This window comes from Pseudoalteromonas xiamenensis, from assembly GCF_017638925.1.
In the GTDB taxonomy this organism is placed as follows: Bacteria; Pseudomonadota; Gammaproteobacteria; order Enterobacterales; family Alteromonadaceae; genus Pseudoalteromonas; species Pseudoalteromonas xiamenensis.
On sequence record NZ_CP072133.1, the window covers coordinates 1,056,979 to 1,079,267 of the forward strand.

23 protein-coding genes and 1 pseudogene are annotated in these 22,289 nt (G+C 42.8%); 10 read left to right on the plus strand and 14 right to left on the minus strand.

The annotated features are described in order from the left end of the window. Positions 1–40 precede the first annotated feature (40 nt). The 3 genes from J5O05_RS05185 (at position 41) to J5O05_RS05195 (ending at position 1,748) form a co-directional block, all read left to right on the plus strand. A complete protein-coding gene (locus tag J5O05_RS05185; RefSeq protein WP_244369840.1) occupies positions 41–790 on the plus strand; it encodes a hypothetical protein in 750 nt (249 codons plus the stop codon). A 171-nt stretch (positions 791–961) separates the two neighbouring features. Continuing rightward, the gene (locus tag J5O05_RS05190) at positions 962–1,468 is read left to right on the plus strand and encodes a hypothetical protein (RefSeq protein ID WP_208843893.1); all 507 of its coding nucleotides are present in this window, start codon (positions 962–964) and stop codon (positions 1,466–1,468) included. 70 nt (positions 1,469–1,538) lie between these two features. Beyond that, positions 1,539–1,748, plus strand: a complete 210-nt coding sequence (locus J5O05_RS05195; protein ID WP_208843894.1) for a nuclear transport factor 2 family protein — start codon at positions 1,539–1,541, stop codon at positions 1,746–1,748. A gap of 37 nt (positions 1,749–1,785) precedes the next feature. Here the strand turns inward: J5O05_RS05195 and J5O05_RS05200 are convergent, their stop codons facing one another. Then, positions 1,786–2,289: a hypothetical protein gene (locus J5O05_RS05200; RefSeq protein ID WP_208843895.1), complete on the minus strand. Its 504-nt coding sequence runs from the start codon at positions 2,287–2,289 to the stop codon at positions 1,786–1,788. 956 nt (positions 2,290–3,245) lie between these two features. Then, the gene (locus J5O05_RS05205; protein WP_208843896.1) at positions 3,246–3,632 is read right to left on the minus strand and encodes a hypothetical protein; all 387 of its coding nucleotides are present in this window, start codon (positions 3,630–3,632) and stop codon (positions 3,246–3,248) included. A gap of 265 nt (positions 3,633–3,897) precedes the next feature. Between J5O05_RS05205 and J5O05_RS05210 the strand changes: the two genes are divergently transcribed. Further along, complete coding sequence (locus J5O05_RS05210; protein WP_208843897.1) at positions 3,898–4,041, plus strand: hypothetical protein; 144 nt, start codon at positions 3,898–3,900, stop codon at positions 4,039–4,041. Positions 4,042–4,207: 166 nt separating this feature from the next. On the opposite strand, the gene J5O05_RS05215 is transcribed toward J5O05_RS05210, so the two are convergent. Beyond that, entirely contained in the window at positions 4,208–4,606 is a 399-nt protein-coding gene (locus J5O05_RS05215; protein ID WP_208843898.1) for a winged helix-turn-helix transcriptional regulator, read from the minus strand. Between the two features lie 106 nt (positions 4,607–4,712). Here J5O05_RS05215 and J5O05_RS05220 point away from each other — a divergent pair, with 106 nt between their 5' ends. Beyond that, a complete protein-coding gene (locus J5O05_RS05220) occupies positions 4,713–5,192 on the plus strand; it encodes a nuclear transport factor 2 family protein (protein WP_208843899.1) in 480 nt (159 codons plus the stop codon). 86 nt (positions 5,193–5,278) lie between these two features. Here J5O05_RS05220 and J5O05_RS05225 read toward each other — a convergent pair whose 3' ends face one another. The 5 genes from J5O05_RS05225 to J5O05_RS05245 all read right to left on the minus strand — a co-directional run bounded on the left by J5O05_RS05225 (position 5,279) and on the right by J5O05_RS05245 (position 10,811). After that, the gene (locus J5O05_RS05225) at positions 5,279–6,379 is read right to left on the minus strand and encodes an NAD(P)/FAD-dependent oxidoreductase (protein ID WP_208843900.1); all 1,101 of its coding nucleotides are present in this window, start codon (positions 6,377–6,379) and stop codon (positions 5,279–5,281) included. Positions 6,380–6,400: 21 nt separating this feature from the next. After that, a complete protein-coding gene (locus J5O05_RS05230; protein WP_208843901.1) occupies positions 6,401–7,039 on the minus strand; it encodes a LodA/GoxA family CTQ-dependent oxidase in 639 nt (212 codons plus the stop codon). Continuing rightward, positions 6,996–9,503, minus strand: a complete 2,508-nt coding sequence (locus tag J5O05_RS05235) for a LodA/GoxA family CTQ-dependent oxidase (RefSeq protein WP_208843902.1) — start codon at positions 9,501–9,503, stop codon at positions 6,996–6,998. The genes J5O05_RS05230 and J5O05_RS05235 overlap by 44 nt, the downstream gene beginning before the upstream one ends. 345 nt (positions 9,504–9,848) lie before the next feature. Beyond that, a complete protein-coding gene (locus J5O05_RS05240) occupies positions 9,849–10,265 on the minus strand; it encodes a hypothetical protein (protein ID WP_208843903.1) in 417 nt (138 codons plus the stop codon). A gap of 78 nt (positions 10,266–10,343) precedes the next feature. Then, positions 10,344–10,811, minus strand: a complete 468-nt coding sequence (locus tag J5O05_RS05245) for a carbohydrate porin (protein ID WP_208843904.1) — start codon at positions 10,809–10,811, stop codon at positions 10,344–10,346. 498 nt (positions 10,812–11,309) lie between these two features. On the opposite strand from J5O05_RS05245, the gene J5O05_RS05250 reads away from it, so the two are divergent. Continuing rightward, complete coding sequence (locus J5O05_RS05250) at positions 11,310–11,852, plus strand: GNAT family N-acetyltransferase (protein ID WP_208843906.1); 543 nt, start codon at positions 11,310–11,312, stop codon at positions 11,850–11,852. Between the two features lie 206 nt (positions 11,853–12,058). Here J5O05_RS05250 and J5O05_RS05255 read toward each other — a convergent pair whose 3' ends face one another. Further along, complete coding sequence (locus J5O05_RS05255; protein WP_208843907.1) at positions 12,059–12,724, minus strand: RluA family pseudouridine synthase; 666 nt, start codon at positions 12,722–12,724, stop codon at positions 12,059–12,061. A gap of 152 nt (positions 12,725–12,876) precedes the next feature. After that, entirely contained in the window at positions 12,877–14,760 is a 1,884-nt protein-coding gene (locus tag J5O05_RS05260) for a hypothetical protein (RefSeq protein WP_208843909.1), read from the minus strand. A 214-nt stretch (positions 14,761–14,974) separates the two neighbouring features. Here J5O05_RS05260 and J5O05_RS05265 point away from each other — a divergent pair, with 214 nt between their 5' ends. Beyond that, positions 14,975–15,592: a hypothetical protein gene (locus tag J5O05_RS05265; protein ID WP_244369842.1), complete on the plus strand. Its 618-nt coding sequence runs from the start codon at positions 14,975–14,977 to the stop codon at positions 15,590–15,592. Positions 15,593–15,608: 16 nt separating this feature from the next. Continuing rightward, positions 15,609–15,764 carry a hypothetical protein gene (locus tag J5O05_RS21685; RefSeq protein WP_244369844.1) on the plus strand — a complete coding sequence of 52 codons (156 nt, stop codon included), beginning with the start codon at positions 15,609–15,611 and terminating at the stop codon, positions 15,762–15,764. Between the two features lie 111 nt (positions 15,765–15,875). Here the strand turns inward: J5O05_RS21685 and J5O05_RS05270 are convergent, their stop codons facing one another. Beyond that, positions 15,876–16,541: a hypothetical protein gene (locus tag J5O05_RS05270; protein WP_208843911.1), complete on the minus strand. Its 666-nt coding sequence runs from the start codon at positions 16,539–16,541 to the stop codon at positions 15,876–15,878. Positions 16,542–16,659: 118 nt separating this feature from the next. Here J5O05_RS05270 and J5O05_RS05275 point away from each other — a divergent pair, with 118 nt between their 5' ends. Continuing rightward, positions 16,660–18,837 (plus strand): winged helix-turn-helix domain-containing protein, encoded by a 2,178-nt coding sequence (locus J5O05_RS05275; protein ID WP_208843913.1) that lies wholly within the window; start codon positions 16,660–16,662, stop codon positions 18,835–18,837. Between the two features lie 83 nt (positions 18,838–18,920). On the opposite strand, the pseudogene J5O05_RS05280 reads toward J5O05_RS05275, so the two are convergent. The 3 genes and pseudogenes from J5O05_RS05280 to J5O05_RS05290 all read right to left on the minus strand — a co-directional run bounded on the left by J5O05_RS05280 (position 18,921) and on the right by J5O05_RS05290 (position 21,174). Further along, positions 18,921–20,087: pseudogene (locus J5O05_RS05280) on the minus strand (alpha/beta hydrolase-fold protein). 264 nt (positions 20,088–20,351) lie between these two features. Next, positions 20,352–20,630 carry a peptidylprolyl isomerase PpiC gene (gene ppiC / locus J5O05_RS05285; RefSeq protein WP_208843914.1) on the minus strand — a complete coding sequence of 93 codons (279 nt, stop codon included), beginning with the start codon at positions 20,628–20,630 and terminating at the stop codon, positions 20,352–20,354. Between the two features lie 109 nt (positions 20,631–20,739). Beyond that, positions 20,740–21,174, minus strand: a complete 435-nt coding sequence (locus J5O05_RS05290; RefSeq protein ID WP_208843915.1) for an acyl-CoA thioesterase — start codon at positions 21,172–21,174, stop codon at positions 20,740–20,742. A 190-nt stretch (positions 21,175–21,364) separates the two neighbouring features. Here J5O05_RS05290 and J5O05_RS05295 point away from each other — a divergent pair, with 190 nt between their 5' ends. Beyond that, a complete protein-coding gene (locus J5O05_RS05295; RefSeq protein WP_208843916.1) occupies positions 21,365–22,222 on the plus strand; it encodes a S1 family peptidase in 858 nt (285 codons plus the stop codon). Positions 22,223–22,289: the final 67 nt, after the last annotated feature.

Consider the following 22,289-nt stretch of genomic DNA (forward strand, 5'->3'; position numbering starts at 1 on the left):
TGTAAAGGCAACATATTAGTGTCGTCGAGTCTCATCTGAAGTGATTGAAGAGTACAACAATCGCGCGACCGTTTACTTACCCTTAAAAATCCAAGTGCCGGATTCATTAGTCAGTTGTGCAGATGAAATTTGGGTGGAAGATGTGTACTACTATTCCCTTGTATTCTCAGGCCCGACCGAAGACAAATACGGCAAACTTCTCGATGAGCAATTCAATACCTTATCCCCTCGCAATGGGATTTGGAGCATGCCGCTTAACAGTCGCACAACGCAACTATGGATTCGATTGAGGCACTACAGCTTATTCCCTGCAGGAAATTACACAGGCAGTGTAAAAGTAACACTACTACGCAAAAGCAAAGTAATTGATGAACAGTACTTAGATGTCACTTACTACTCTGAACCCCAAATCGCCATTTCGCTTGATAATTCCAGCCAAGGTAAAGTGTCGGGTAGTAACGGACTGTATCAAATCGATCTCGGCGACTTAAAATCAAACATGCGCTTCTACTGGGGTATCAAAATACTCAGCAATAGTTCATACGACGTTGTTTTGGATTCAGAATTCAATGGTTTGCGTCATGAATCCGACACGCAATCTTTAATTGATTACACTATTGGCTTCGATAACGTCAAAATTTCGTCATCTGAGCGTCTAATGCGGAGCTACAACTTTTATCCTGGTGTCAGAAATACGTGGTACGGCTTTGAATTTATTTTAGGCAATACTGAAATGAAACCTGCGGGTATTTACCGAGACAATTTATCGCTGACCGTCTACCCAAGATAAACCATTAATTTTAAACAACTTAAATATTAAATTCGTTTAAAACAGAAATTAACACAATATATTTTTTAGAAGTTGGCACACCCTTTGCTTTATGTATTTCATCTAGGTAATCAAACCTAACTCATTAAATACAAATAAATACAAAGCTGTACTTATTCAAGGGGAAAAGCCATGAACACATTACTTAAAACTCTACTTGTAGCAACTGCAATTACATCTGCTGCGGCAAACGCTGCAAACGTTACAAGCACTTCAGCGTCTGAAGCAAAATTCTCATTTGCTGGCAAAATTGACCCTATGTGTAAAACAAGCAGCGGTACAACAAACAGCGTAACAAACTTGGTATTAGACGCATCACAACAAGTTCAAGACATCGGTACATTGGACGTTTGGTGTAACACGGGTAAAAACGCAACAACAGAATACACGTCTGCAAACGGTGGTTTCTTAGTTGCTGACAATGCACAAAGCAGCAAAATTGCGTACACGCTAACTGTTGATGGTATCTCAGACATCAATCTTCAAACTGGAAAATATTCACATACAGCTACACTTGCAGGCACAGGTATTTCGGGTGATACAAAAGCGACAGCATTAAAAATCAAACCTCTTTCAAACGGTTTGAATGATGCGGGTACTTACTCAGATACAATCACTGTTACAGTAAGCCCTAACTAATTTAGATTTAAGGCAATGGAGTTTATGGCTAATCTTTATTGCCTGTAACCCCACAAACGCTAGCCATCGCATGACTAGCGTTTTTCTTTTTGAATATCAAAAAGTGCATCACATCTTTGGAGAAGGAAACTTTGTACTAACTCAAAGTGAGGGGCGATGGAACAACAAACCCCAAGCGTTTTATGACTTATTCAGAATAGAAAACAACAAAATTGTCGAACATTGGGACGTCATTCAAGAAATTCCTGCCCAAATGGCTCATTCTAACGGTATGTTTTAATTGAAAGGGCTATGAAAGCCCTTCTCTAAAAACAACTCTAATTGGCGCTAATTGTTACTGTGATAGTGTCAGAATAGGTGCCCGCTTCATTAAGGCCATTAGACTGAGGGGTAATTTTTAATGATGTCGCTTTCGTTTCGCCAGCAATACCGGAACCCGCGACAGTAGCCTTAACGTGCTTGTACGTACCACTTTGCAAGTCGATTCCTGATGTGTCACCTATGTTCAACGTATACGCAAGCTTACTGCCTTGAGCATTATCCGCGACAAGAAACCCACCATTGGCAGAGCTGTACTCCGTTGTCGCATTCTCGCCAGTATTGCACCAGACGTCTAAAGTGCCGATATCTTGCGTTTTTTGAGAGGCGTCTAGCGTCAATCCAGTGACCGTATTCGTGCCACTGCTCGTTTTACAGGCAGGTTCAACCGCACCTTCAAACGAAAACTTCGCTTCATTGCCTGATAAATCAGTTACATTCGCGGCCAAAGGCATTGACGCGATTGCTAATACAATAGACAAGTTTTTAATTGATGTGTGCATATCCCCTCCTTCCCCTTAAAATTACAGCATTCCCTGAGCATTTTGCAACTTTTACAAGACGAATGTTTCGAACAAAAATAACGTCTTTTCGTCCATTTTACTCGCAAATTGACCCACAACTTTGATCTTGTTTAAGAAATACCTACGTTCAATACCGACGTTGCTGTACTTAATACCCCTTACCGCATTTATGTCGTTATGCTTATGTCGCCTTTTCACTGTATGTAATACGTTGTAATGGATTGCTCCATACATCAATTCTAGATTTACATTTCAACCCTATTCAACATCAAAGGAATTTGAAAATGAAAAGTGAAATGTTAGTTGATGTGTACTTTCTAATGGATGCTACGGGCAGCATGCAAAATGCGATTGACGGCGTAAAAACCGAAATCAAGAGCTATGTTTAAAGTTATTGTAAGTGTAACCCAAGGGTCAATCTTGCGTACGGACTCGGTATTTATAGAGATACCGGTGACTCAAAGCCATTTGATTTTATTCAAACGATAAACACGGACGTAAGTTCTCTCGTTCATAATTTAGCTCGAGTAACTGCTTCCGGAGGCGGCGATACTCTCGAGGGACAAGTAATTCCATTATCCGTATAAAACTACGGTGCTGCACGATGGAGACCTGGTGCGCTCAGAATTGTTGCGTGGTACGGTGATCATGGTGCGCATGAAACTAGAGTATACGAAGGCTGGACCTATAACAAAGAAACCGCTGTAAATAACCTATTGGAAACGAATACTATCGTTATCGCTTTGAGTGTTGGCAACAATTGTCTCAATGAAAGAGGTATCGCCCAATTTATTACTTCCTCAACAAGTGGCCGCTACGTTGAAAATGTACATTACGACAAGCTTTGTAGTACGCTTTTTGAGGAAATATCAGAACGATTTAATTTAGTCTCTGTTCCTGCCGAACTCTTGGTATGACGTATTAGCTTACTGAAACTAAGCATCGTTCTTGTTTTGATGCTTAGTTATCAAATCTAATTGAGCAACCAATACAACCAAAATCTGTACCACTATACATGGGATAACAAGAAACAAGTCTAAGCGAATATTTTCCTGTGCAGGTATCAGCATTTCATTTATTGCATTCAAGCCGATAAGCAACAAAAGTGAATCGTGTAAGTAGGGTTGAATTTTAACCTTGTAATTAAATTCTGATTTCGCAGATTTCAACACAAACCATGTCGAGATAAAAGGAATGAACATGGTGTAGATAAAATTCACGAGGAAAACGTGATTAGATATCGATTCGTTGTTGGGGGATTGTCCCAAGCAGTAGGCTAGAAAGCCACCGAGAATGACAAACATCATTGCTCTTCGCAGCATAAATTTCCTTTTATAATTCGCAAGTATAATACCTAATTGTATGAATTTAAGGGACTTAAAACAATCGCACTTTACGTTCAAACTGCACTTCCCCACATGAACCTTCGTCAAGGACGGCCTTAGCTCTCCTCCGTGCTAATTACTCTGTAAAAGATAAGGAATTGATAATGTTAAATAACCTATTGAATAGTGAACCTTTTACTTCCTTTGTGTAACGTAAAATTAGATGGAGATTAACACTTCATATTTAAAAAAGGAGATAACAATGTTGTTTACACTAAAAAAGAAAGAAATGAAAAAATTGACGGATGCACAGCTTATTAAAGCCGCTGCAACAAAACAAATTGCGGGTGCAAAAGCCTCTGGCGGCAACTCACAAGCTTCTGACTGCTGCACAATGAAAGACTAATACTCAAGCCAGTGACTGGAGGGCTGTTTACATCTTAGCATCCGATGTTTTCGATTACACAGACCCTCTTTTATCTGCTCGTTACGAATGATTCCGCACAACACTCATCGTTCAAACCTTCTAGACCGATAAGTAAATTTGCGAATGAAAATTCATCGCACATCGATTAAAACGCAACTCGATTTCGTAATTCTTCAAGTAACCCATCCCTATCGTCACGTGCTCTATTAACCAACGTCACAGGAATGTTCGTATCAGGGCTGTATTTCGCGCTCCAAAGAATCATATCCAATAAAATTGGCAACATATCCACGCCTTTTTCCGTCAGTGTGTAGATTTTTTTCCGTTTATCTTTTTCATCTTGCTGTTTAGCGATAAGACCCTCTTGCTCTAATTTTTCCAATCGATTCGACAAAATATTGGATGCCACTTTTTCGTCTGAATTTTGCAAATCTGAGTATGATTTTTTATTAAAAAACAAAAGATCGCGTAGGATCAATAAGCTCCATTTATCTCCCACCAAATCCAATACATTTGAAATTGGACAATCCGAACGTCTAGTCATAAGCACCTCTCACAAGAATGATGAAAAGTATATTTAACTTGCACTTTGCAAGCAAATAATTTAACTTGCATTTTGAAAGTTAAATTTAATTAGTGAGGCCATTCCTATGCACGGACCTAAAATCAATATGAACAAGCTGACAAAACTACACTGGTCAGAAAACGATTTAAATAACGCTAAACTCGCCGTTGAGTTTGTACAGCGCATCATGAATGATCACGATTTCAATGGTATTCGTGAACTGTATCGTGGCCAACAGTACACACAACACAACCGAAACATCGCGGATGGCATTGAAGGCGTTATTGAAGCCGTGAGCCGTCTTGTAAATAATGCACCTGAATTCAGTTACGACATTAAACACATTTTGGTTGATGGCGACCACGTAGTATTGCATTCACATGTAACGTTAAAAGCCAAACATCGAGGCATTGAGACGGAAGGATTTAATATTATGGATACATGGCGAGTGGAAAATGGGCGTCTTGTCGAGCATTGGGATGCTGTTCAAGGCATTAGCTTTTCCATGCGCTTGTATGCACTTCTTACTGGCGGGAAAATTAGGAACAAAAACAGTATATTCTAGCTGTTGCTATTCCCCCTTACTATTCAAAATACTGGCCTGATATTTCTGAAGTGCTCTCTCATTTGTAAGTTTCAACGTCGATAGCGCTAGGCAAATTTAGTGCGCCAAAATGCGCTATCAGCAAAACGATGTTCGCTGGCGTAATACAACTTTCTAGACTTCTGATTTGCATGAAAAACGGACTCTATCGTCCGATCGTAGTCGGTAAAATCATTGTTCAGTTTATCGTGATTGAAAAGTACATTTTCAGCCGCTTTTACCCCGCTGTACAGCGCAAAAAACATCCCTTGCGATGAAAGTGGATCAAAGCTTAATACCGCATCACCGATAGCAAGAAAACCTTTTTGGGCATCACTAAATTGAACAAGTCGACTCACGCTTGCGTCTTTTAATTGCAACGGCGCCAACATTTGCTTTCCATGCCACCGCACTGGAAGCAAATTGCTTTCATTCAATTCGTCTAAAAACTGCGCCTCATGATTCGTTTGCTTTGCCGTTTTTGGTAGCGAAAATTTAGCGACAACACGAACTGGCAAGCCATTTTTAGACAGAATGGGTAATCGCGCACTGTACCACCAGCCATCGTGAACGGCCTTGATACGCGTTAATTGCTCTTTGTCATCCTTTGCCGATTCCAACCATGCAACAACTGCCGTTTGCGAATCAATATATTGCTTTTTAAAACCAACAAGACGACTCACAACGGATGCTCGGCCAGTTGCATCAAGCAAAAAGCGGCTGTCTAAAACAGCAGTGGTATTTTCCAAACTTATTTTCCAGCTTGAATCGAACATTGCATTCGCGAGTTTAGATTTGAACCTCATCACGCCCGACTGTTCTACATAGTTAATTAACGCACGGTTAAATGCCGTTCGGTCAATATGCCATCCACCACCTTGTGGATTTTGCACGGCATCGTTTCTGTGCCAAATATTACTGCCCCATGAAGATGCATTGCCCGTACAAGCACTGACTTGTAATGGAGATAGGATGTCACTTAAACACCGAATACCCATCCGATTGAGTAGCGCGATTGCCGCACCAGGTAACGATTCCCCAACTGAAAACTCACTTTCAACCTCACTTTCTGGCGCAACAAGACACACGGATAATCCTGCTTGGCGTAAAATCAGGGCGCAAGCACAGGCCGAAGGGCCTGCACCTGCTATCACACAATCGAACTTCAAACGACGCTCCCTATTGGCAGGTTAGCTTTTAACAATCGTCGCAAACTCATCACGTTGCTCCTCATTAAACCAACCCGCCTCTTGCAGCGCTTTATCACTCGGACCCAATTTGGCGTAATTTTTCTGGAAGATTTTGTACGCTTCATCCAGCTCTGCTTGTTTCGTGGCAGTCAGATTTTCTACCCACAATTTCTCGGGTAGCCAATCTAAATCATCAGGTCTGTCTTTAGCTTCCAAAATGCCCATTTCATTAAAATGTGCCACCATGTAATCCATAGCATCAACGGCGCCTGAAGGTAACTGGCGGAACCAACTTGGTCGATTTCTGAATGCCGCAATCCTAAGTTCCATGGGTTGCTTCTTATCAGCCAAAATATTGTAGTCCGACAAGGTCAAAACGTTATTCGGTACTCGTGCAGGCCAATAGGTCGGCATGAATGGGTCGTAATCTGAATCGTAGCCTGAGCGACAAAATGCTGTATCCCCTTGCCATGGCAAGGCCATCCAACGCGTTAAATCACCCGGTCCTTGTTCATACAGAGGACCCCCTACGGCAAGTACTTTATTTTGGTCTAGCATACTGCCATAGCTCGGCTGTGCCTTACCTTCTGCACGTTCACGGATCCGATACGGCGCACGGTATATTGAAGCATGACGCATTGGCCAAGTGAGACTCACAGCCCGGGTGGAAGGCATCGGCTAAACAGAAATGCATATTTGCCCTATCAAGCATATCCGGTTGCTCTTGCAGCGGCACCTGTTCTATATCATCACAATTCTTCGCCTCTGGGTTGAAGTCACTGACAAAGTTTCCGTTAACCCAACACGTGAGTACGTAGTCAAAATAGGGAGGTAAAGTTAAATAAGTCGATGCTGCATTTTCACCTGCGCCAACCGTTTCACCGTATAGATCACCATACATCATCGGCCATTGACTAATTTGACTATTCACTGCTTTTCCGTTTGTACCATCTGATATAACCACGCTGTCAGTACCTCGGAAATTATGATAAACAGTACGACGAAGCTCCGCATAAGGGTCTGGATAGAGGCTACTTAATGGCGCAATAGAGAGTTTCTTAAGAAGCTCAACATCGGAGAAATCAAATGGCGACCCCGCGCCGAAGCTTGCGAAAAACCCTTTGTTTACCCATTGTAATTCATTTAAGCGTGCCAGCACGGGTAACACATCACGCTGAAACTCCACGCGCTTAGGCAACTGCAACATGCCACAGTCCGTCCAAACAGCGCGCATCAAGTCATCCATGGTGCGCCAACCCACAAGATTTTGGCCATAATTAGGCGGTGCTGAAGCCACCCATGCCGGATCTGCGCTAAACACTTTGTCTTCTAATACAACTTTTGCATGAACGAGTCCGTCAGCAATGTCATCATACCAACCCGCAGCATTATTGAAGCTCGTGGGCACTTCGGGTCTATACACAGGCTTATTGGCAGGACTAGCCGATTTACCAAAGCCCGGCAATACCAACAAACGACCGACTGAGTCCGTCCTCAATTCGCCAAGGTAAACCTGCGTGCCCTGGAAATTACCGACCATGCTGTAGCTCGAATCATTCATATTCAAGCCTTGAATTTTACAAGGTCCGGGGTCAATCGCTAATGCACCTCGCGCAGCTCCAGTTACCTCTGGATTGCGCAGTGCAACTGTAACACCGGCTGTTTGTGGTAAATCTAAGGCTGATTGAAATTCATACCACTGCGCCTTGCGATTTGCGACATGCACTGACCACTCTATCGTTGAATTTTCACTTTGCTGAATTTCGGCAACCACATCACCATTTGCATCGTATCCATACACCCTAAATCGCGCTGCTTGGCGCTTAATTGCGCCACTATCATCTCGAGTGCTGCCAAAATGAACCAATTTTGGCTCAGTCACTTCCGGCCCAACATAGTAGTCGCTTTTACTGTCACCAACGCGGGCGACACCAATTCCCGGATGGATCCGCACAGACGTTATCCGATCAATTTGTTCTTTGGTCAGCTTTTTAGGAGCCGGTCCTGATTTAGGTTGATTTGGTAACGGACAAGTTGGGTTTTTAATTATTGGTTTACCGGGTTGCTTAGGCTGCTCATTTGGTTGACCATTTTGATCATGGCGATATTTTGCAGCAGCGGCATAAACCTTCATACGGGCCAATGCAATCGAACTTTGTGGCGCGGGCGCGTTTAGCTTTGGCACTCTGCCAATATTGAAATCGAGCCAATCCCCATAAATCTCTTGCTCAGGTTGCATTATATCTTGCTTAGGTAATGAGATAGTCGCGATCAGTTCAGGTTTAGCAACGTCTTCGTCCCAAACTGTCATCGCCTTATCGAGCGGGAAGTGTTTATCAATATAGGCTTGTTCAAATTCTTTTGTCGTTGGGCGTCTTTGAATATAGAGGTTTAATGTTGCGTTACCTGCTTTCATTCGCGCAGCCAAATCTTTACCTAAAAAGTCAGGATCATTGATGTCTACTTCGCCAGAGAACGTCGATTTTCCCGGTCTGACGATGTATTTGCAGTAATTGTCTTTGCCCAGTTTAAATGGCACGACGCTCCACACCGAGGTTTCGAATACTGAACGAATAGGCTTGGCCATTTTATCTAATAGGATGTTTGTTTTCGGTGAGTTTTCTTGTACCCATTGATCGCTCCACCCTTCAAACCCCGCTTTGGTGAAGTTACAAAAATCAGATGCATTGTCCACAAAGAAGAAAGGCACATTCTGCAAGATTAAATCAGCGACCTCTGCGCCATCGTCCGATACTTCCTTCTCCCCTTTGATACCAAACAGTTTTATCCCCAAACCAATGGTGCTTTTCCAATCAGGACGCCCATCCGACAGGTCGGAAGAGTAACGCACGTAAACAGGGTGCTTTCCTGCATGAGCAAACATACCTTGTTTTAAGTCATCACTTACTTTCTCATGGATTTCGATTTCCCCTTTCATGATGCCATGCGTCCTCAAAAATACAGGTCGACGCACTGGACATTGTCCAGCAGCCACTCGTTTTTTCTGCACCATATCAACGAACATGTGTTCGAGACATTTGATCGGATCTTTACAGCTACAGGTAATATTGAAACTTTTCATTCCTTGCTTGAGGCTTCTCATTATTTTCTCCACGAGTGATGAAGGATATCAATGTAGGCAACGAAGTTTGATTTACCATTTTGTAAATCAAACTTAGGTACTTTACACAGATTGTCTTCGCTCAAAGCATTACATTTAACATCATGATTTAATGAACATTGTTAATACAATTGAGTAATGACAACGGGCAAAAAGAACACCAAGATGCAGGCATGAATGAGTCGATGACTTATTTTTACGTAAAGAAAATGTAAACCACAAAATCAAATCTCGCTATTACATGCCATTACATTTTATGGGGATATTAGTATTAATACGAAATCTGTAAGTTACTGAGGATATGGTCTGGAGCACGAAATCGATGGCTTAAACCAGTACATCAACCAGCACACTTAGGTCTGTGATACCTTGATCTTCAAGCGCTTTTTGCAATGATTGAGCCGCATTCATTAGTTCAAGATTAAGCGAATTTACAACGCTCCATTGCTGTTTTATTTGAGCCGCCTTTTGTTCTTCATCTTCAAAAGTACGCTCCTTGAGTTCATCCAGCTCCTGCTTTGCCATCTCCAGGCGTTCCTTAATCTGCTTTATGTAGACTTTAAGTTTGCGGATATTCTCTGGTAGGTCTTCTTCATGTTTGGATTCTGTTGTTTTACTTGGCTCGTTCTTGTTTAGATTGTCTAGAGATAAACGAAGTGGAAATTCATGACTATTATTGTCTTTTCCTGGGCGTCCAAGCGGCAAGTTTCCGTCATAATTTGACGCGTTTCCCTGAATTTTCATCTCGACTCCAGCCGCAATGCGTTTATTTTATATCGGTATGGAGTCTCAATACTTGAGTCGTTGATACAGGCAAATGCATTAGAAGGAAATACTCAGCCTCAAATTGACTATGGTCGCGTTGCCAAGCGCCCCATCCCCTGCAATATTGTGGATATAAATCAATCCGGGTTTTAACCCAACGTTGTCACTTATTGTTATGTTTGTATAGAGCTCAATTGCTGTCTCGCTACTTGCACCATAAACATCCACCTTGCTCACCATCGCACCACTAAAATCATCCTCGTAAAAGAGACCTTTATAATTCAGCCCAATTGACCAATGCGTTTTTATCTCATTGAAATGAGTATTGGCATTGCCAAACTGTACAAACCCATTTAAGGACGCCGAAATCGCATGGTCCAAAACGGCATAAAAGTCTGAAGTACTTCGAACGTTCCCTGCGCGTGTTTCTAAACCCGTATGGTGCCACGTCCCTAATCGAATGGCACTTTCTGTTCCGTAAGGGATTTCCACCACCAATAAGCGACGATGCCACCAAGCAGCCAACCAAAAGGGAGACCTTTTTATTTAGATTCATTATTCACTCCAAAGCGCAAAACGTGCCCAAATTTGGCGGTTTCAGTGAGGCATTCAAGTCACGTAGCAACCTAAAAAAGATAGAAGAACTCGTTTAGATTTCAATACAATCGGAATCAAATGGCCCTGCTTTTTGAGTGTAGCAACAACATCTCATTGTGCAATTTGGCACAAGGGCTGAACAATTTGAGCGCACTCGATGTGCAACAGCAGCATAGTGCTGCAACGCCTAACAACGATGCTAGGTGGGCTTAATAATGAATAAAGACTGCGGGAACATTGTGCCTTGAGCAATCCCAATATCGACGCCTTTTCATGGCGCTTAAAAACAATTTTCAAACCATAAAATCACAAAAAAGAAACATTTATTCGGCATTTTATCGCTGTACGACTAAACTCTAATTCGATTTAAACTACGGCCAGTTGCGTTTTGCAGGGCTTTTGTGACGTTAAAAAGGAACATTTACTATGCCGTCAAATCTTGCAACTCTGCCGGCGCTTAGCACGCAGTATTTCAAACCGAAGCACGCTTCAACGAATACCCTTAACGAAATAGGATCGCTCCGAGCGTCTATTTGGCAGGACAACCAACATAGCGACCGACAGAAGGCCTGCCAACACGTTTGGCTAGAAGAAGCTGATAAACATGCCCACCTTTGGGCAGTAACCTCCGAAGCAGGAATGATAGCAACGGCACGTCTTTGCATTAGCAACAACTTAAATCATCTTCCTGAACAAGAACTCTACGATGGACTTGAACTGCCCGCCCCTTTCGCGACCATGGGCAGACTCGTTGTTGCCCCCTCTTGGCGTGGTAAAGGGATTGCGAGCGCCTTAATTCGTGAGCGCCTCAATTTGTGTGACGATTTAGGTGTAAAGAGTTTATTGCTTGACTGCCCTGAGCATCGCGTTCCTGTCATGCAGCGTTATGGTTTTTCGGCATTAAAATTGCCTCAAGCGGGGATCTTATTCCCTGATACGCGGTTTGTTGTTATGGGTCGGTTTAATTGAATCCTTCCGCCTGCACGATAACGTTGCAGGCTTCTCGTTTTAAAAAGACAGTTCGGGTGCAAGCGTAATAGCCTCAGCCCTACGTTGTTAATGAATGAACGAACAAGCGCATTTGAGAGTGTGTTCACGCCTGTTGAGTGCAATCATCATCCATAAAGTGAACATTCTGGTTTTGTGGCACGTTAAATTAAAGAATTGCGTAGCGTCTATCGGGATTCAAACTCATGATCCACACTAAAACTAACTCTTTCTTTGCTTGTTGGGTGCGTGAAACTTAAGGTTTGCGCGTGTAAATTGAGTCGAGCGGAAGCCGTGATACAGGCCGCATCGCCATAAAAATCATCCCCTAAAATAGGGTGACCGAGTGCCAGCATATGAACTCGTAACTGATGAGTACGGCCTGTGACTGGCTTGAGCTCCAGAAGTGTCGAGTGTTCGCGCTCTTCAATTACACGATAATACGTCACTGCACTTTTACCGTGCTCATGGCAGACTTTTTGTTTTGGTACGTTTTCTGGGTCTTTTGCAAGTGGTAAATCAATGCAACCCTCTTTATCTGCTAAATGGCCTTGCACTTGTGCAATGTAAACTTTGCTGGTTTCACGGTTTTGAAACTGCACTTTAAGGTCAATCTCGACTCGTTTACTTTTGGCATACACCATTACACCAGAGGTGGAGCAATCCAAGCGATGCACCAAATAAATACAACCAAGTTGCTTCTCCAAACGTGTTAGAGCACAGTCGAAAGTGACTTCAGCGCGTCCTGGGTTCGATAGTAAACCTGAAGGTTTATTAATAATGACAATATCATCGTCTTCATAACGAATATCTAGCCATGGGTCGCTTGGCGGATTGTATTCAAATATCTGCATGCTAACTGCTATTACTAACTAAATTGAGTCAATTATACCTGAGCGAACTCTCGCCACAAAGCTCGCTGTTATTGACGCGCTCTAACTTCAATTTTGGATTAAAAACGAAAAAGGCATACCGAGGTATGCCTTAGTGTTTAATACTAAACGAACTAGTTCACTTTTTTCAGACTGCGTAGAGAATTGTAAAATCCATAAGTCGAATTAACCGAGTAAGCAAGTCCATAATGATCACCAACTCGGTGCACTAACTTGATATTGAGCAAGTAATACGTATCTGGATTGGTCTTTTTACTAAAGGCTAAGCAGTCATCAAAAAGCTGGTCGGGGAATTCACAATAGCCATCATATAAAAGCGACAAGCTACCATCATTTTCATAACGAGTAAGAAAACGAGGTATCGCATCCAATGCACCTGACCATACGGCTTTGCCGTCTGACGTTAAAGTAAAATAGCGTTTTTCACCCTCATATTCATTATCGAGTATTTCAAATGTACCTAAGTAGTCATTTTTGTTAGCCGTAATATTCACTGGCTTTACGGCGTAAAGTGTATAACTCGTGGTGTTGGTCTCGGGATGCGTGTATTTCAATGTCATACCCGTTTGACCGTTTGGAAACTGATAGAATCGCTTTGCCTCAACCTGCCCGTCTGTTGTAACAACAAACTTACCCGCTTCGAATTCATAATTAAAAGGAACAGTAAAGACTTCTTCGAGATCTGGTTTTTGCACATACGCTTTACCTGTGGTTGCATCATCGAGTGTAAACGTGAGTGAACCACCATAGTAGTTCGGATCACTAATCGTTTGCGCCTTTTCGTAAAGACGCGTTAGATATGATGTGCCTGGCACAAATTCGATTGCAGGAGCTGCATCTAATTTTTCCAACAGGCTCACAAAGTGTCGTTGCTTCACCAGATCACTTAAACCGGAATAGTCTGATATTTGCCCTTTTAGATTATTCGGCTCGCCGATGGTTTCAATTTCAACAAACAAATGTTGAGCCGTTGCCCCCATTATGTTTGCGTTTACTCGGTAAGTAACTTGGACGTCTTCTAGCTCAAACGTGTTTTCATTTCTAATAGAAAATGAATCTTGGTACGTGTACTCAGGTAATTCGGTAGCACCACCCTTGAACGCAATTGGAAAGTAGGCCGTTTGCATTAAATACCACGAGCTTGAATTACCATTGGCCTGAATGTCATAGCTAACTTGAATGCTGCTTTCATCCGTCGTTGTATCGACAATCGAAACGCCAACATAGCTAACCTTAGGTTCGCTATTTTTTATCGTGTAAGCCCCGTTATTTAAACTCATAGACGGTTTAATCAGTGTTATCGAGTAATCTTCTTTGCCACTTTCCGAAACCAAAAAACGAATTCGATTACCCGCCTGCGCAATCGGTCGAATCTCCATCGTATCGAGTGTTTCACAAACCTCTGCCCTACACCCCACCTCCGACAAATCAAGAGCTAGAGAATAAGAAAGCGAATGAGCAAAGCGTTTCACTTCACCGTTACTGTTTATCCAGTAGCCTTGACGATTGTGCATAAAACTGAATGTTTGGTCGCCTGTTTCGTTCATCCAAACACCGTGAAGTGCCTGCTCATCGAGCAACAACGTAGCCCACTTTGCCGGGTTATCTTCCACGGTAAGTTTGAGCGTAAACGCTAGACTATTTTTCCCGTCACTTAGCGTAAAGGGTAAGTCGTAATCCCCGAGTGCAAACAACGTCGGCTTCGTTTTGATTTTTAGTTTATTACCAACAATTGAATACGTTAACCAATTTGGGGGATTTGAAAAGACGACGCTCAGTGCGTCTCCATCCTGTTCTTCAATGTCAAAAACCGTTTCGGTGTCAACTTCTGCTTTAAGTGAAACCACACCGTCCATTTTTAGAATCGGCAACGTATCAACTTTCGTCGGTGGTATTGTTTGGTCTGGGTTTGTAACGACGGGCGTAGTTTTAGTCTCTGAACCACCACAACCGTTAAGCAAAGCAACTACGGCGAATATTAAGGTAAGTTTGTTCATTCTTTTATTAGTTATATTTTTGGGAACGAAATTATAACAACTTACCGACAAAATACCTCAAATAGTTACAGATAGTGTCAATCAGTTAACGGCTGCGCTCATTTTCACGCTTAAATCAAGAGATAAAGTAGCCTGAATCTCCTTGCAGATTCCATCCTTCGCGGTTTTACAGTAAGCTGCTTTCATTACGTCTAAAAAACGATAGGTAACTGTGTTGAATAAACGAATTGAACCTGAACTGTTCAGCCTAGCGCCCGATCTCGACCAAGTCGAGGATTACAAACAGTCGCAGACAAAATTGAAAAATAAAGCGCCGACAATTGAACCAAATACGCCAGCTGCACCTTCACCAACCAAATCCTCCAGTGCGGTAATTTGGCTCGGCATTCTTGCCATAATAGGCTTTGCCGCAGGCGGTTATGCACTCTATAAACAAAATTTAGCCACGCTCTCGCAACTGCGCGCTTCAGAGCTGCGGATTGGTGAACTTGAACGTGCGCTCTCAGCAACCGGTGAAGAGATGGGACAATCTGCTGGCGCAATTCAAGCTAAGTTGTCCGCGGTTGCAACCCGGACTGATGAATTGTGGGAACAAATGGATAAGCTTTGGGCGTCAGCGTGGCGTCGCAATCAATCGGAAATTAAAGAGCTTAAAGATCAGGCTGACAAGTTAACAGCCGCGCAAACTCAACAACTAAAGCAGCAGTCTGATGCTGCGACAAACCTAAAAACTCTTTCGCAAACACAAACTGAGATTCACATTGAAAATGTCGCTACTGCAAGAGCAATTGCAAGTTGCGCAGTCTCTGAAAAACCAGCTAACGGCCATTAATACAGAACTTGATAAATTGAAGTCGCAATCTCAAACTCGAGATTCGAAACAGCTAGAGATTGGTGCAAACATGGCACAACTTGAGATCACACAAAATGCATTAGCGGAGCAAATGGAGCGCCTTGAAAAAAGCATCGCGTCTCAGTCAAAATCACCATCAAGTCCAAATTAAGCCGTATTGGTACTGCGCCTTAAACACCTACTTCGGGGTCTGACTAGACCCCGATGTTATGGTTACTTGGACACTTACAGCGTACGCTTTTTGAAACGATAAACAAACCGGTCAGTGTTTCCTTTGGTTGTAGGTTGCCATACATCTAAACGGTAATCGTCTTTCGCGTTCGCGAGCACAGAGACTCGACATATCCAACTCAAAGCCTGCTTTTAGCACTTCATTGAGCACAAAACTGTTTTCCACGCGGTGGAGTTTTTTCGTTTGGCTAATGCCCATTCCAGGACCGGCGTTGTGGTCGATAATAATTAAGTAACCATCATCGCTTAGCTTCTGATGCATTGACTTTAAGAGTGTTTGACGATTTAAGTTCGCTTTGTTTACTAAGTCGTGGTAGTTCAGCGCGGTAAAAATTCGATCAACTGGGCCTTCCAAGTCGTCCAACTCAAGTGACGTAAGCGGTTTAATGTTTTTGAATTCACTCAGGTTTCTACTTTCCAGCTTGCCTTTTACACTAAACACCGTGCCTGAATTATTTAATAGGCGAGCAAAGAGTTCAGTGTAATACCCTCCACCAGCCAAATAATCCACCACTTTCATGTCCACTTTCACATCAACGATTGCCAGAATTTCTGCTGGCTTTCGTCCTGCATCTCGCGCTATATCTTGAGCCGTGCGATTAGGGTTTTGTACCGCGTTTGTAATGGACAAAGGATTGGCACTTGCCGTTAGACTTGACACCAATAAGGTTGCGATAAAAAATGGTGCAGATTTCATACATTGCTCCTTTCAATTTCGTTGTAATTCAAATGCATTTTTGTTGTAGCGATTTAGCAAAATGAGTCTCAACAATCGAATCGCGATTTTATCTTGATGCTTTGATGATGTTTTTTTGATGTCTTTAAAATTCAATGCGTTATTATCAAATTTGAAGAAGAAAGGAGTCTTTAGTGGCCCCCCATTACCCGATATTTTTACGGTAGGAACATGCCGAATTGTTGCGAGCTTAAATCAAATACACCGTGATAACCAATGTCTAGTAGTTGAACCTAAGGTCATGGAAGTGCTTGTGTATTTGGCCAGCCGCCAAGGTGAGGTATGTTCAAAGCAACAGCTTATGGACGCCATCTGGCCTGCCCCCGTCAGTGACGGCGCAGTAAGCAGAGTGATCACACTACTCAGAAAAGCCCTGGCTGATAGCACTGACTCTCCCCGTTATATTCAAACGATCGCCAAAAAAGGCTACCAATTTATCGCTGTCGTCGAGGTTTCGATGAGCGAACCGATGCACATCAACAAGTTTGAATCATCTACATCACCTGCAATACGCCATGCCCAAAAGCTATTTATACCCTTTGTTGCTTGCACACTATTAATCTTGTTGGTTTTAGTGGTCACTCACCTAATTCCATCTCCACCAACGGATCAAGCCACAACTTTTACAAAACCACCGTCATTTCAAAAAGTAACGAGTGAAAGTGGGCGCGAATACGACGCACAGCTTTCAGCTGATGCAAGTTGGCTGGTTTATCGACATAAAAATAACCAAGAGCAACCCTATCAGCTGTATTTAAAACAGCTGCAAACCAATCGCACCATTCAACTTACCGACAACGGATTTGACCATCGTTCGCCAGCACTTTCGCACGACAAACGGTCCATTGCGTATTTTCAAAAAGGACAAAATCAGTGCGCATTGCGGCGCCTAACACTATTACCAAACGGCGAACCTGACACAATCCACACTCTGCACCTTTGCGGGGCACTTGAGCATTACAGCAATGTGGTGTGGTCGCCAGATGATAAATGGCTTTATTTTACTGACCGCGCAAATAGTTCGGTTCCCTATCAGATCTATCGCTTAGAGCTGGCCACTAACCGTTTGGAAACCATGACCAGTCGAGAAAACAACTTCTATGGCGACAATGAACTCGCCCTTTCGCCTTCAGGACGCAGTCTGCTGTTTTTTAGAAATAAGTATTGGGGCAATAACCAAGTTTACGTCATGGATCTCACCACAAACGCACTGAAAAAAATCGGCGAGTTGGGCTTTCTCAGCTGGAAACCAAGCTGGTCGCCTGATGAAAAAAGCATTGTGTTTAGCGACAATCGAAATGGAGGGAAACTCAACCGCCTAGATATTTCGACTGGTCAAATAACCACGTTCTACCAATCCCCAAAAGCAATTCAATATCCAATGTTTAGCGCTGATGGCAAAAGAGTCGTGTTTTCGGAAGAGTCCATCGTCGCGAACTTATGGGAAACTAAACTCACCGCTCTACACGAAAATTCAGTCGAAAGCACGGTCACTCCAAAAAAACTGGCGCTCAGCTCAAGCGGCGTAGAACGCCAACCTGCTTATTCCCCAGATGGCCGAAAGCTGGCGTTTTTATCCGATAGAAATGGTGAAATGCAGTTATGGATTGCGGATGACGAACAATTGGTAGCCGCACCCATGCTACCCAAAGGCGCGATTATCGACAGTTTTAGTTGGAGTCCTGATAACCAGCAATTAGTGATTGCCACTAAAGACAAGGCGCTTTTACGCTATCAATTGACAACCCAAACTATTGACGAGTTGTTGCACGAACAAAGTGCTGCCTTTCCGATTTACGCCCACGACGGGTTAAAACTGTATTTTAGTTCTGATAAAAGCGGTCAATGGGAGATTTGGTCGTTCAACCTGCAAAATGGTGAAACACACCAAGTGACAACATCCGGTGGGTATCAAGTGAAACTGGCGGCAGATGACACAACGATGTATATCACAAAATACGACCAGACCGGCATTTGGCAATACGACCTCAAGACGGGTGTGGAAAATGAAATCATCGCAGATCTGGCCCGTACTACCCAGTACACCTTGTGTGATAACACCCTGTACTACGAAAAACAAGTGATGACTGGTGACGTTTGGCAATATTCAGTTATCGACAGTGATACTCAACTCGCCTTTACGCTACCAAGGAAAACCCAGATTAGTTTTGATGTAACACCCAATTGCCAAAAGATGGCATTTGCCTATCAAGAGGATTTGCAGGCAGATATTGTTGAACTGAGTTGGAATGAGTAATGCGCGCAGTACTGTGCTGGCAACAAAACCGAATGAAATGGAGAGCGGTTGTATAGCTCCCCATTACCAAATTGCCACTTTCCTTAATTAAGGACCACCGATTTAAGGCGAGCTTTTGAGCTTAACAACATATCGAAGTAAGGATAGGATTTATCTGCAAGCTTGATTGCATGTTCCAACGTTGCTAAAGCATTTGTGTTGTCGTTTTTAGACTCATAACCATAAGACAGACCAAACCACGCATCGACTGATTTTGGATGCAGTTTGGTGTTATATTCAAACACTTGTATGGCTTTATCATAATTCTGTGCACCAATGAGTTGATACCCCAATTGCCTTACCGCCCCCTCTGGAGGTGCTACGCTTTCACCCCACTGGTTAGATAGCGTTTTGTAATAAGTATCAATGGAGGTCATGTCTTTCGAAAGGGCCTTGAGTGGCATTTGTTTCGGTAAAAACAATTTATGGTAGGCATTAAACACACCGGCAACTGCGGTTAAATCGTGTGGCACTCCATCAAATGCATCGCTCTCGTAGGTCATGTGAGTGGGTTTGTTATGTTGAATGAATTGCTGAAGTTCATCATAACGCGCACGCATTATGCCGCCTTCCTCACCAATGTTCATGTACAAATAGGTCTCAAGTGTTCGATTGTCTTTAATAAACTGTTTGGTGCGTGTGGTTGCAGCACCATAATTCCACCAGACTGCGGGACTGTAGGCCAAATGTGCTTGAAATAGGTTTGGCTTTGCCTGCATCGCATACAGTGAAAACACACCTGCAGCAGACGCACCCGAAATTATTTTAAAATTATGCGTGCGAAAGTTGGAATTAATATAGGGTATAAGCTCTTGTTCTACAAAATCCAAAAATTTGGCAGCGCCCCTCCTAAGCCAACGGGTCCCTGTGGCTCTTTGTTCACCGTTGGGTAAAAATCTCTTAATCTATCCGTATTTTCTATCGCGACGACGATCACCTCCGGCGCGCTATCCGTGCTTTGTAATCGTTCCATAACCGACGAAATTAAAGGTAAGTTACTTGCTCCATCTAAGCGGTAAATCACTGGATAAACCTTATTTGGAGCTCGCGTTGTAACTCTTCGGCAATTGCACCACGATTTTGCGCTCTTCACCTAGGTGCTTGGAACGCATTACGTGAGTCAATACTTCGGATTCAAGGCTCGCCTCATTAGCCAATACTTTTGAAAAAACGAAAGGAGAATTAAATAACGAAGTACATGCAATGCACATAGCGAGCACTAAACGTTTGCTTATTTGCACGATTAATCCTTTAAAATAATCAAGTTACTGACAGACCTTAACAAGTAACAACAAGGGGAACAAGCACTTTGACTCTGCTAAGTGCAGCGATGAGACCCCAAACGACATTATTCCCTCTAACTGCTCGTAAAGATAAAACTGGCTAAAAACGTGTTGACCAAACAGAAAAAATCCCTTGTGAATTCAGGACCTAGCTCGCTTTACAACGGCTGATAACTGGATGACCTTTTAGATTTATGTACGATATAAGACTTTAATAATATGCCAACCGAATTTAGTTTTGACGAGTTGCGGTGTCAGCACTTCACACGTGAAACACACTTTGTCGAATTGAGGCACCATTGTACCGCGCTTAAATTCCCCCAGGTCACCACCTTTTTTACCCGATGGACAGGTTGAATATTTTTTGGCTAAGGTCTGAAATTTAGCGCCTTTTTTTAACTGCAAAAGAATGTCTTCCGCTTGAGTTTGATGCTTTACTAAGATGTGTAGTGCATGTGCTGTATTGGCCATATAACCTGCCCCTGATGCTTAAACTATTCCAATTTCAATAGACGCAATAATACACCAAAACACACGTAATGATGACAACAAGAATTCCCTGACGCTGAGTCTGAAAGGCCTATGCTAAATCAACACTGTATTGTAAAAGTACATCCATCATGTTGGCTGGAATCGGTGTTTTTTGTGCGCTTTTCATATTAAACATCACGACGTTGGCATAGCCCGTGGTACATACCGCTTGTTGCTGTTCACTAAACGCTTCATAGCGCATCGTAAAACGATCGCTTTTAATGTCGGTAATATACGTGCCAATAATAAGCGTGTCCGGAAACACGACTGGGCGTTTGTAATGCGCGTGAGTATCACGTAAAACAGGGCTGGTACTCGGGTCCGATAAGATTTCCAGTAAGCCCGTTTGTGCTAAAAAGTCGATTCGGGCCGTTTCAAAATAACGAAAATATGAAACGTTGTTCACATGGCCCAATGCATCCATGTCTCCCCAAGCCACTCTAATTTGGGTTTTTATCGGAAATTTCTCGGAAAATGCCTGCATGTTTACACCTCTTTACGGTTAATTGAATTCGAGGTTAGCAATTTGGCGTGCAGCGCACAAGCCTCAAGTGTCCAAAGCCCCAATCAAACAATGATCGGGAAATCACTTTATAGACGAATACAAGATTACACTTGTAATTCATTCCATCAACGTCTATTGTAAAAATAAATATTACAAACGTAATCAACATATGACAAACCAAACGATAGCTATAATTACGGCTGCACTTGTTTCTTCAATTTCACTCTCTGCATCCGCAATTGTAATACGCCACGATGTCGCTCCCGAAAAATACGCCGCAACGTTGCACGACTTTCCACCCCTTGCTCAATTTTATATCGATGGAGCACATGGAACATTGATTGCCCCCAACTGGGTGGTAACCGCGGCACATACTACGTTTTGCACAGATCCCAATACAACAATATTGGTCGGTGGGGTAAAGGTTAAAGTAAAACGGCGTTTTGTACATTCAAACTACACTCCGGGCGTGAGCCATGATTTCGCGTTACTCGAATTGGCTCGGCCTATTACTCACATACTACCGGCTGAAGTCTATACCGCATCTGATGAATTAGGTCAGGCAACAACCTTTATTGGTATCGGTGGCACTGGCAATGGGTTAGAGGGTCAAACAATTGATAATGCTAAAAATAATGGCTTTTTACGCAAAGCGAATAATACCGTCGCTAAAGCAGAAGGTCCGCTTTTACAGTTTATCTTCGAGCAAGGTCAACAAGCCCTTCCTTTAGAAGGTATCAGTGGCGGTGGAGATAGCGGTGGCCCTGCTTTTATCATGAAAAACGGTCGTTACTATTTACTTGGCGTAAGTTCTCGAGGCGACTTCGGCAGTCCACTCGGTAAATATGGCAATCGAGAATATTACTCTCGAATCTCATTTTTCAACAATTGGATCCAGACAATCATGCATGGTACAGAGGAGCAACGCGCTGAAATCTCCCGCCCAAAACTAAAACATCTGTTACCAGGCTTAACCGAAAAAAATCTCCCAAATGTGTGTGCCGAAATTGGCATAAGCGCCCAGTAATCATACAAACTAACTATTCAGTTTAACGTTTTCATTTACGGCTAACTGAGATAAGAAAAGGTTAACT

What these genes read in the sequence shown, in the direction of transcription:
- J5O05_RS05190 (WP_208843893.1), top strand. Translation starts at nt 962, where the DNA reads ATGAACACATTACTTAAAACTCTACTTGTAGCAACTGCAATTACATCT.
- J5O05_RS05270 (WP_208843911.1), bottom strand. Translation starts at nt 16,541, where the DNA reads ATGAAATCTGCACCATTTTTTATCGCAACCTTATTGGTGTCAAGTCTA.
- J5O05_RS05210 (WP_208843897.1), top strand. Translation starts at nt 3,898, where the DNA reads ATGTTGTTTACACTAAAAAAGAAAGAAATGAAAAAATTGACGGATGCA.
- J5O05_RS05295 (WP_208843916.1), top strand. Translation starts at nt 21,365, where the DNA reads ATGACAAACCAAACGATAGCTATAATTACGGCTGCACTTGTTTCTTCA.
- J5O05_RS05240 (WP_208843903.1), bottom strand. Translation starts at nt 10,265, where the DNA reads ATGAAAATTCAGGGAAACGCGTCAAATTATGACGGAAACTTGCCGCTT.
- J5O05_RS05250 (WP_208843906.1), top strand. Translation starts at nt 11,310, where the DNA reads ATGCCGTCAAATCTTGCAACTCTGCCGGCGCTTAGCACGCAGTATTTC.
- J5O05_RS05260 (WP_208843909.1), bottom strand. Translation starts at nt 14,760, where the DNA reads ATGAACAAACTTACCTTAATATTCGCCGTAGTTGCTTTGCTTAACGGT.
- J5O05_RS05215 (WP_208843898.1), bottom strand. Translation starts at nt 4,606, where the DNA reads ATGACTAGACGTTCGGATTGTCCAATTTCAAATGTATTGGATTTGGTG.
- J5O05_RS05290 (WP_208843915.1), bottom strand. Translation starts at nt 21,174, where the DNA reads ATGCAGGCATTTTCCGAGAAATTTCCGATAAAAACCCAAATTAGAGTG.
- J5O05_RS05205 (WP_208843896.1), bottom strand. Translation starts at nt 3,632, where the DNA reads ATGCTGCGAAGAGCAATGATGTTTGTCATTCTCGGTGGCTTTCTAGCC.
- J5O05_RS05200 (WP_208843895.1), bottom strand. Translation starts at nt 2,289, where the DNA reads ATGCACACATCAATTAAAAACTTGTCTATTGTATTAGCAATCGCGTCA.
- J5O05_RS05275 (WP_208843913.1), top strand. Translation starts at nt 16,660, where the DNA reads ATGTCTTTAAAATTCAATGCGTTATTATCAAATTTGAAGAAGAAAGGA.
- J5O05_RS05255 (WP_208843907.1), bottom strand. Translation starts at nt 12,724, where the DNA reads ATGCAGATATTTGAATACAATCCGCCAAGCGACCCATGGCTAGATATT.
- J5O05_RS05220 (WP_208843899.1), top strand. Translation starts at nt 4,713, where the DNA reads ATGCACGGACCTAAAATCAATATGAACAAGCTGACAAAACTACACTGG.
- J5O05_RS05195 (WP_208843894.1), top strand. Translation starts at nt 1,539, where the DNA reads ATGACTAGCGTTTTTCTTTTTGAATATCAAAAAGTGCATCACATCTTT.
- J5O05_RS05230 (WP_208843901.1), bottom strand. Translation starts at nt 7,039, where the DNA reads ATGCGTCATGCTTCAATATACCGTGCGCCGTATCGGATCCGTGAACGT.
- J5O05_RS05235 (WP_208843902.1), bottom strand. Translation starts at nt 9,503, where the DNA reads ATGAGAAGCCTCAAGCAAGGAATGAAAAGTTTCAATATTACCTGTAGC.
- ppiC (WP_208843914.1), bottom strand. Translation starts at nt 20,630, where the DNA reads ATGGCCAATACAGCACATGCACTACACATCTTAGTAAAGCATCAAACT.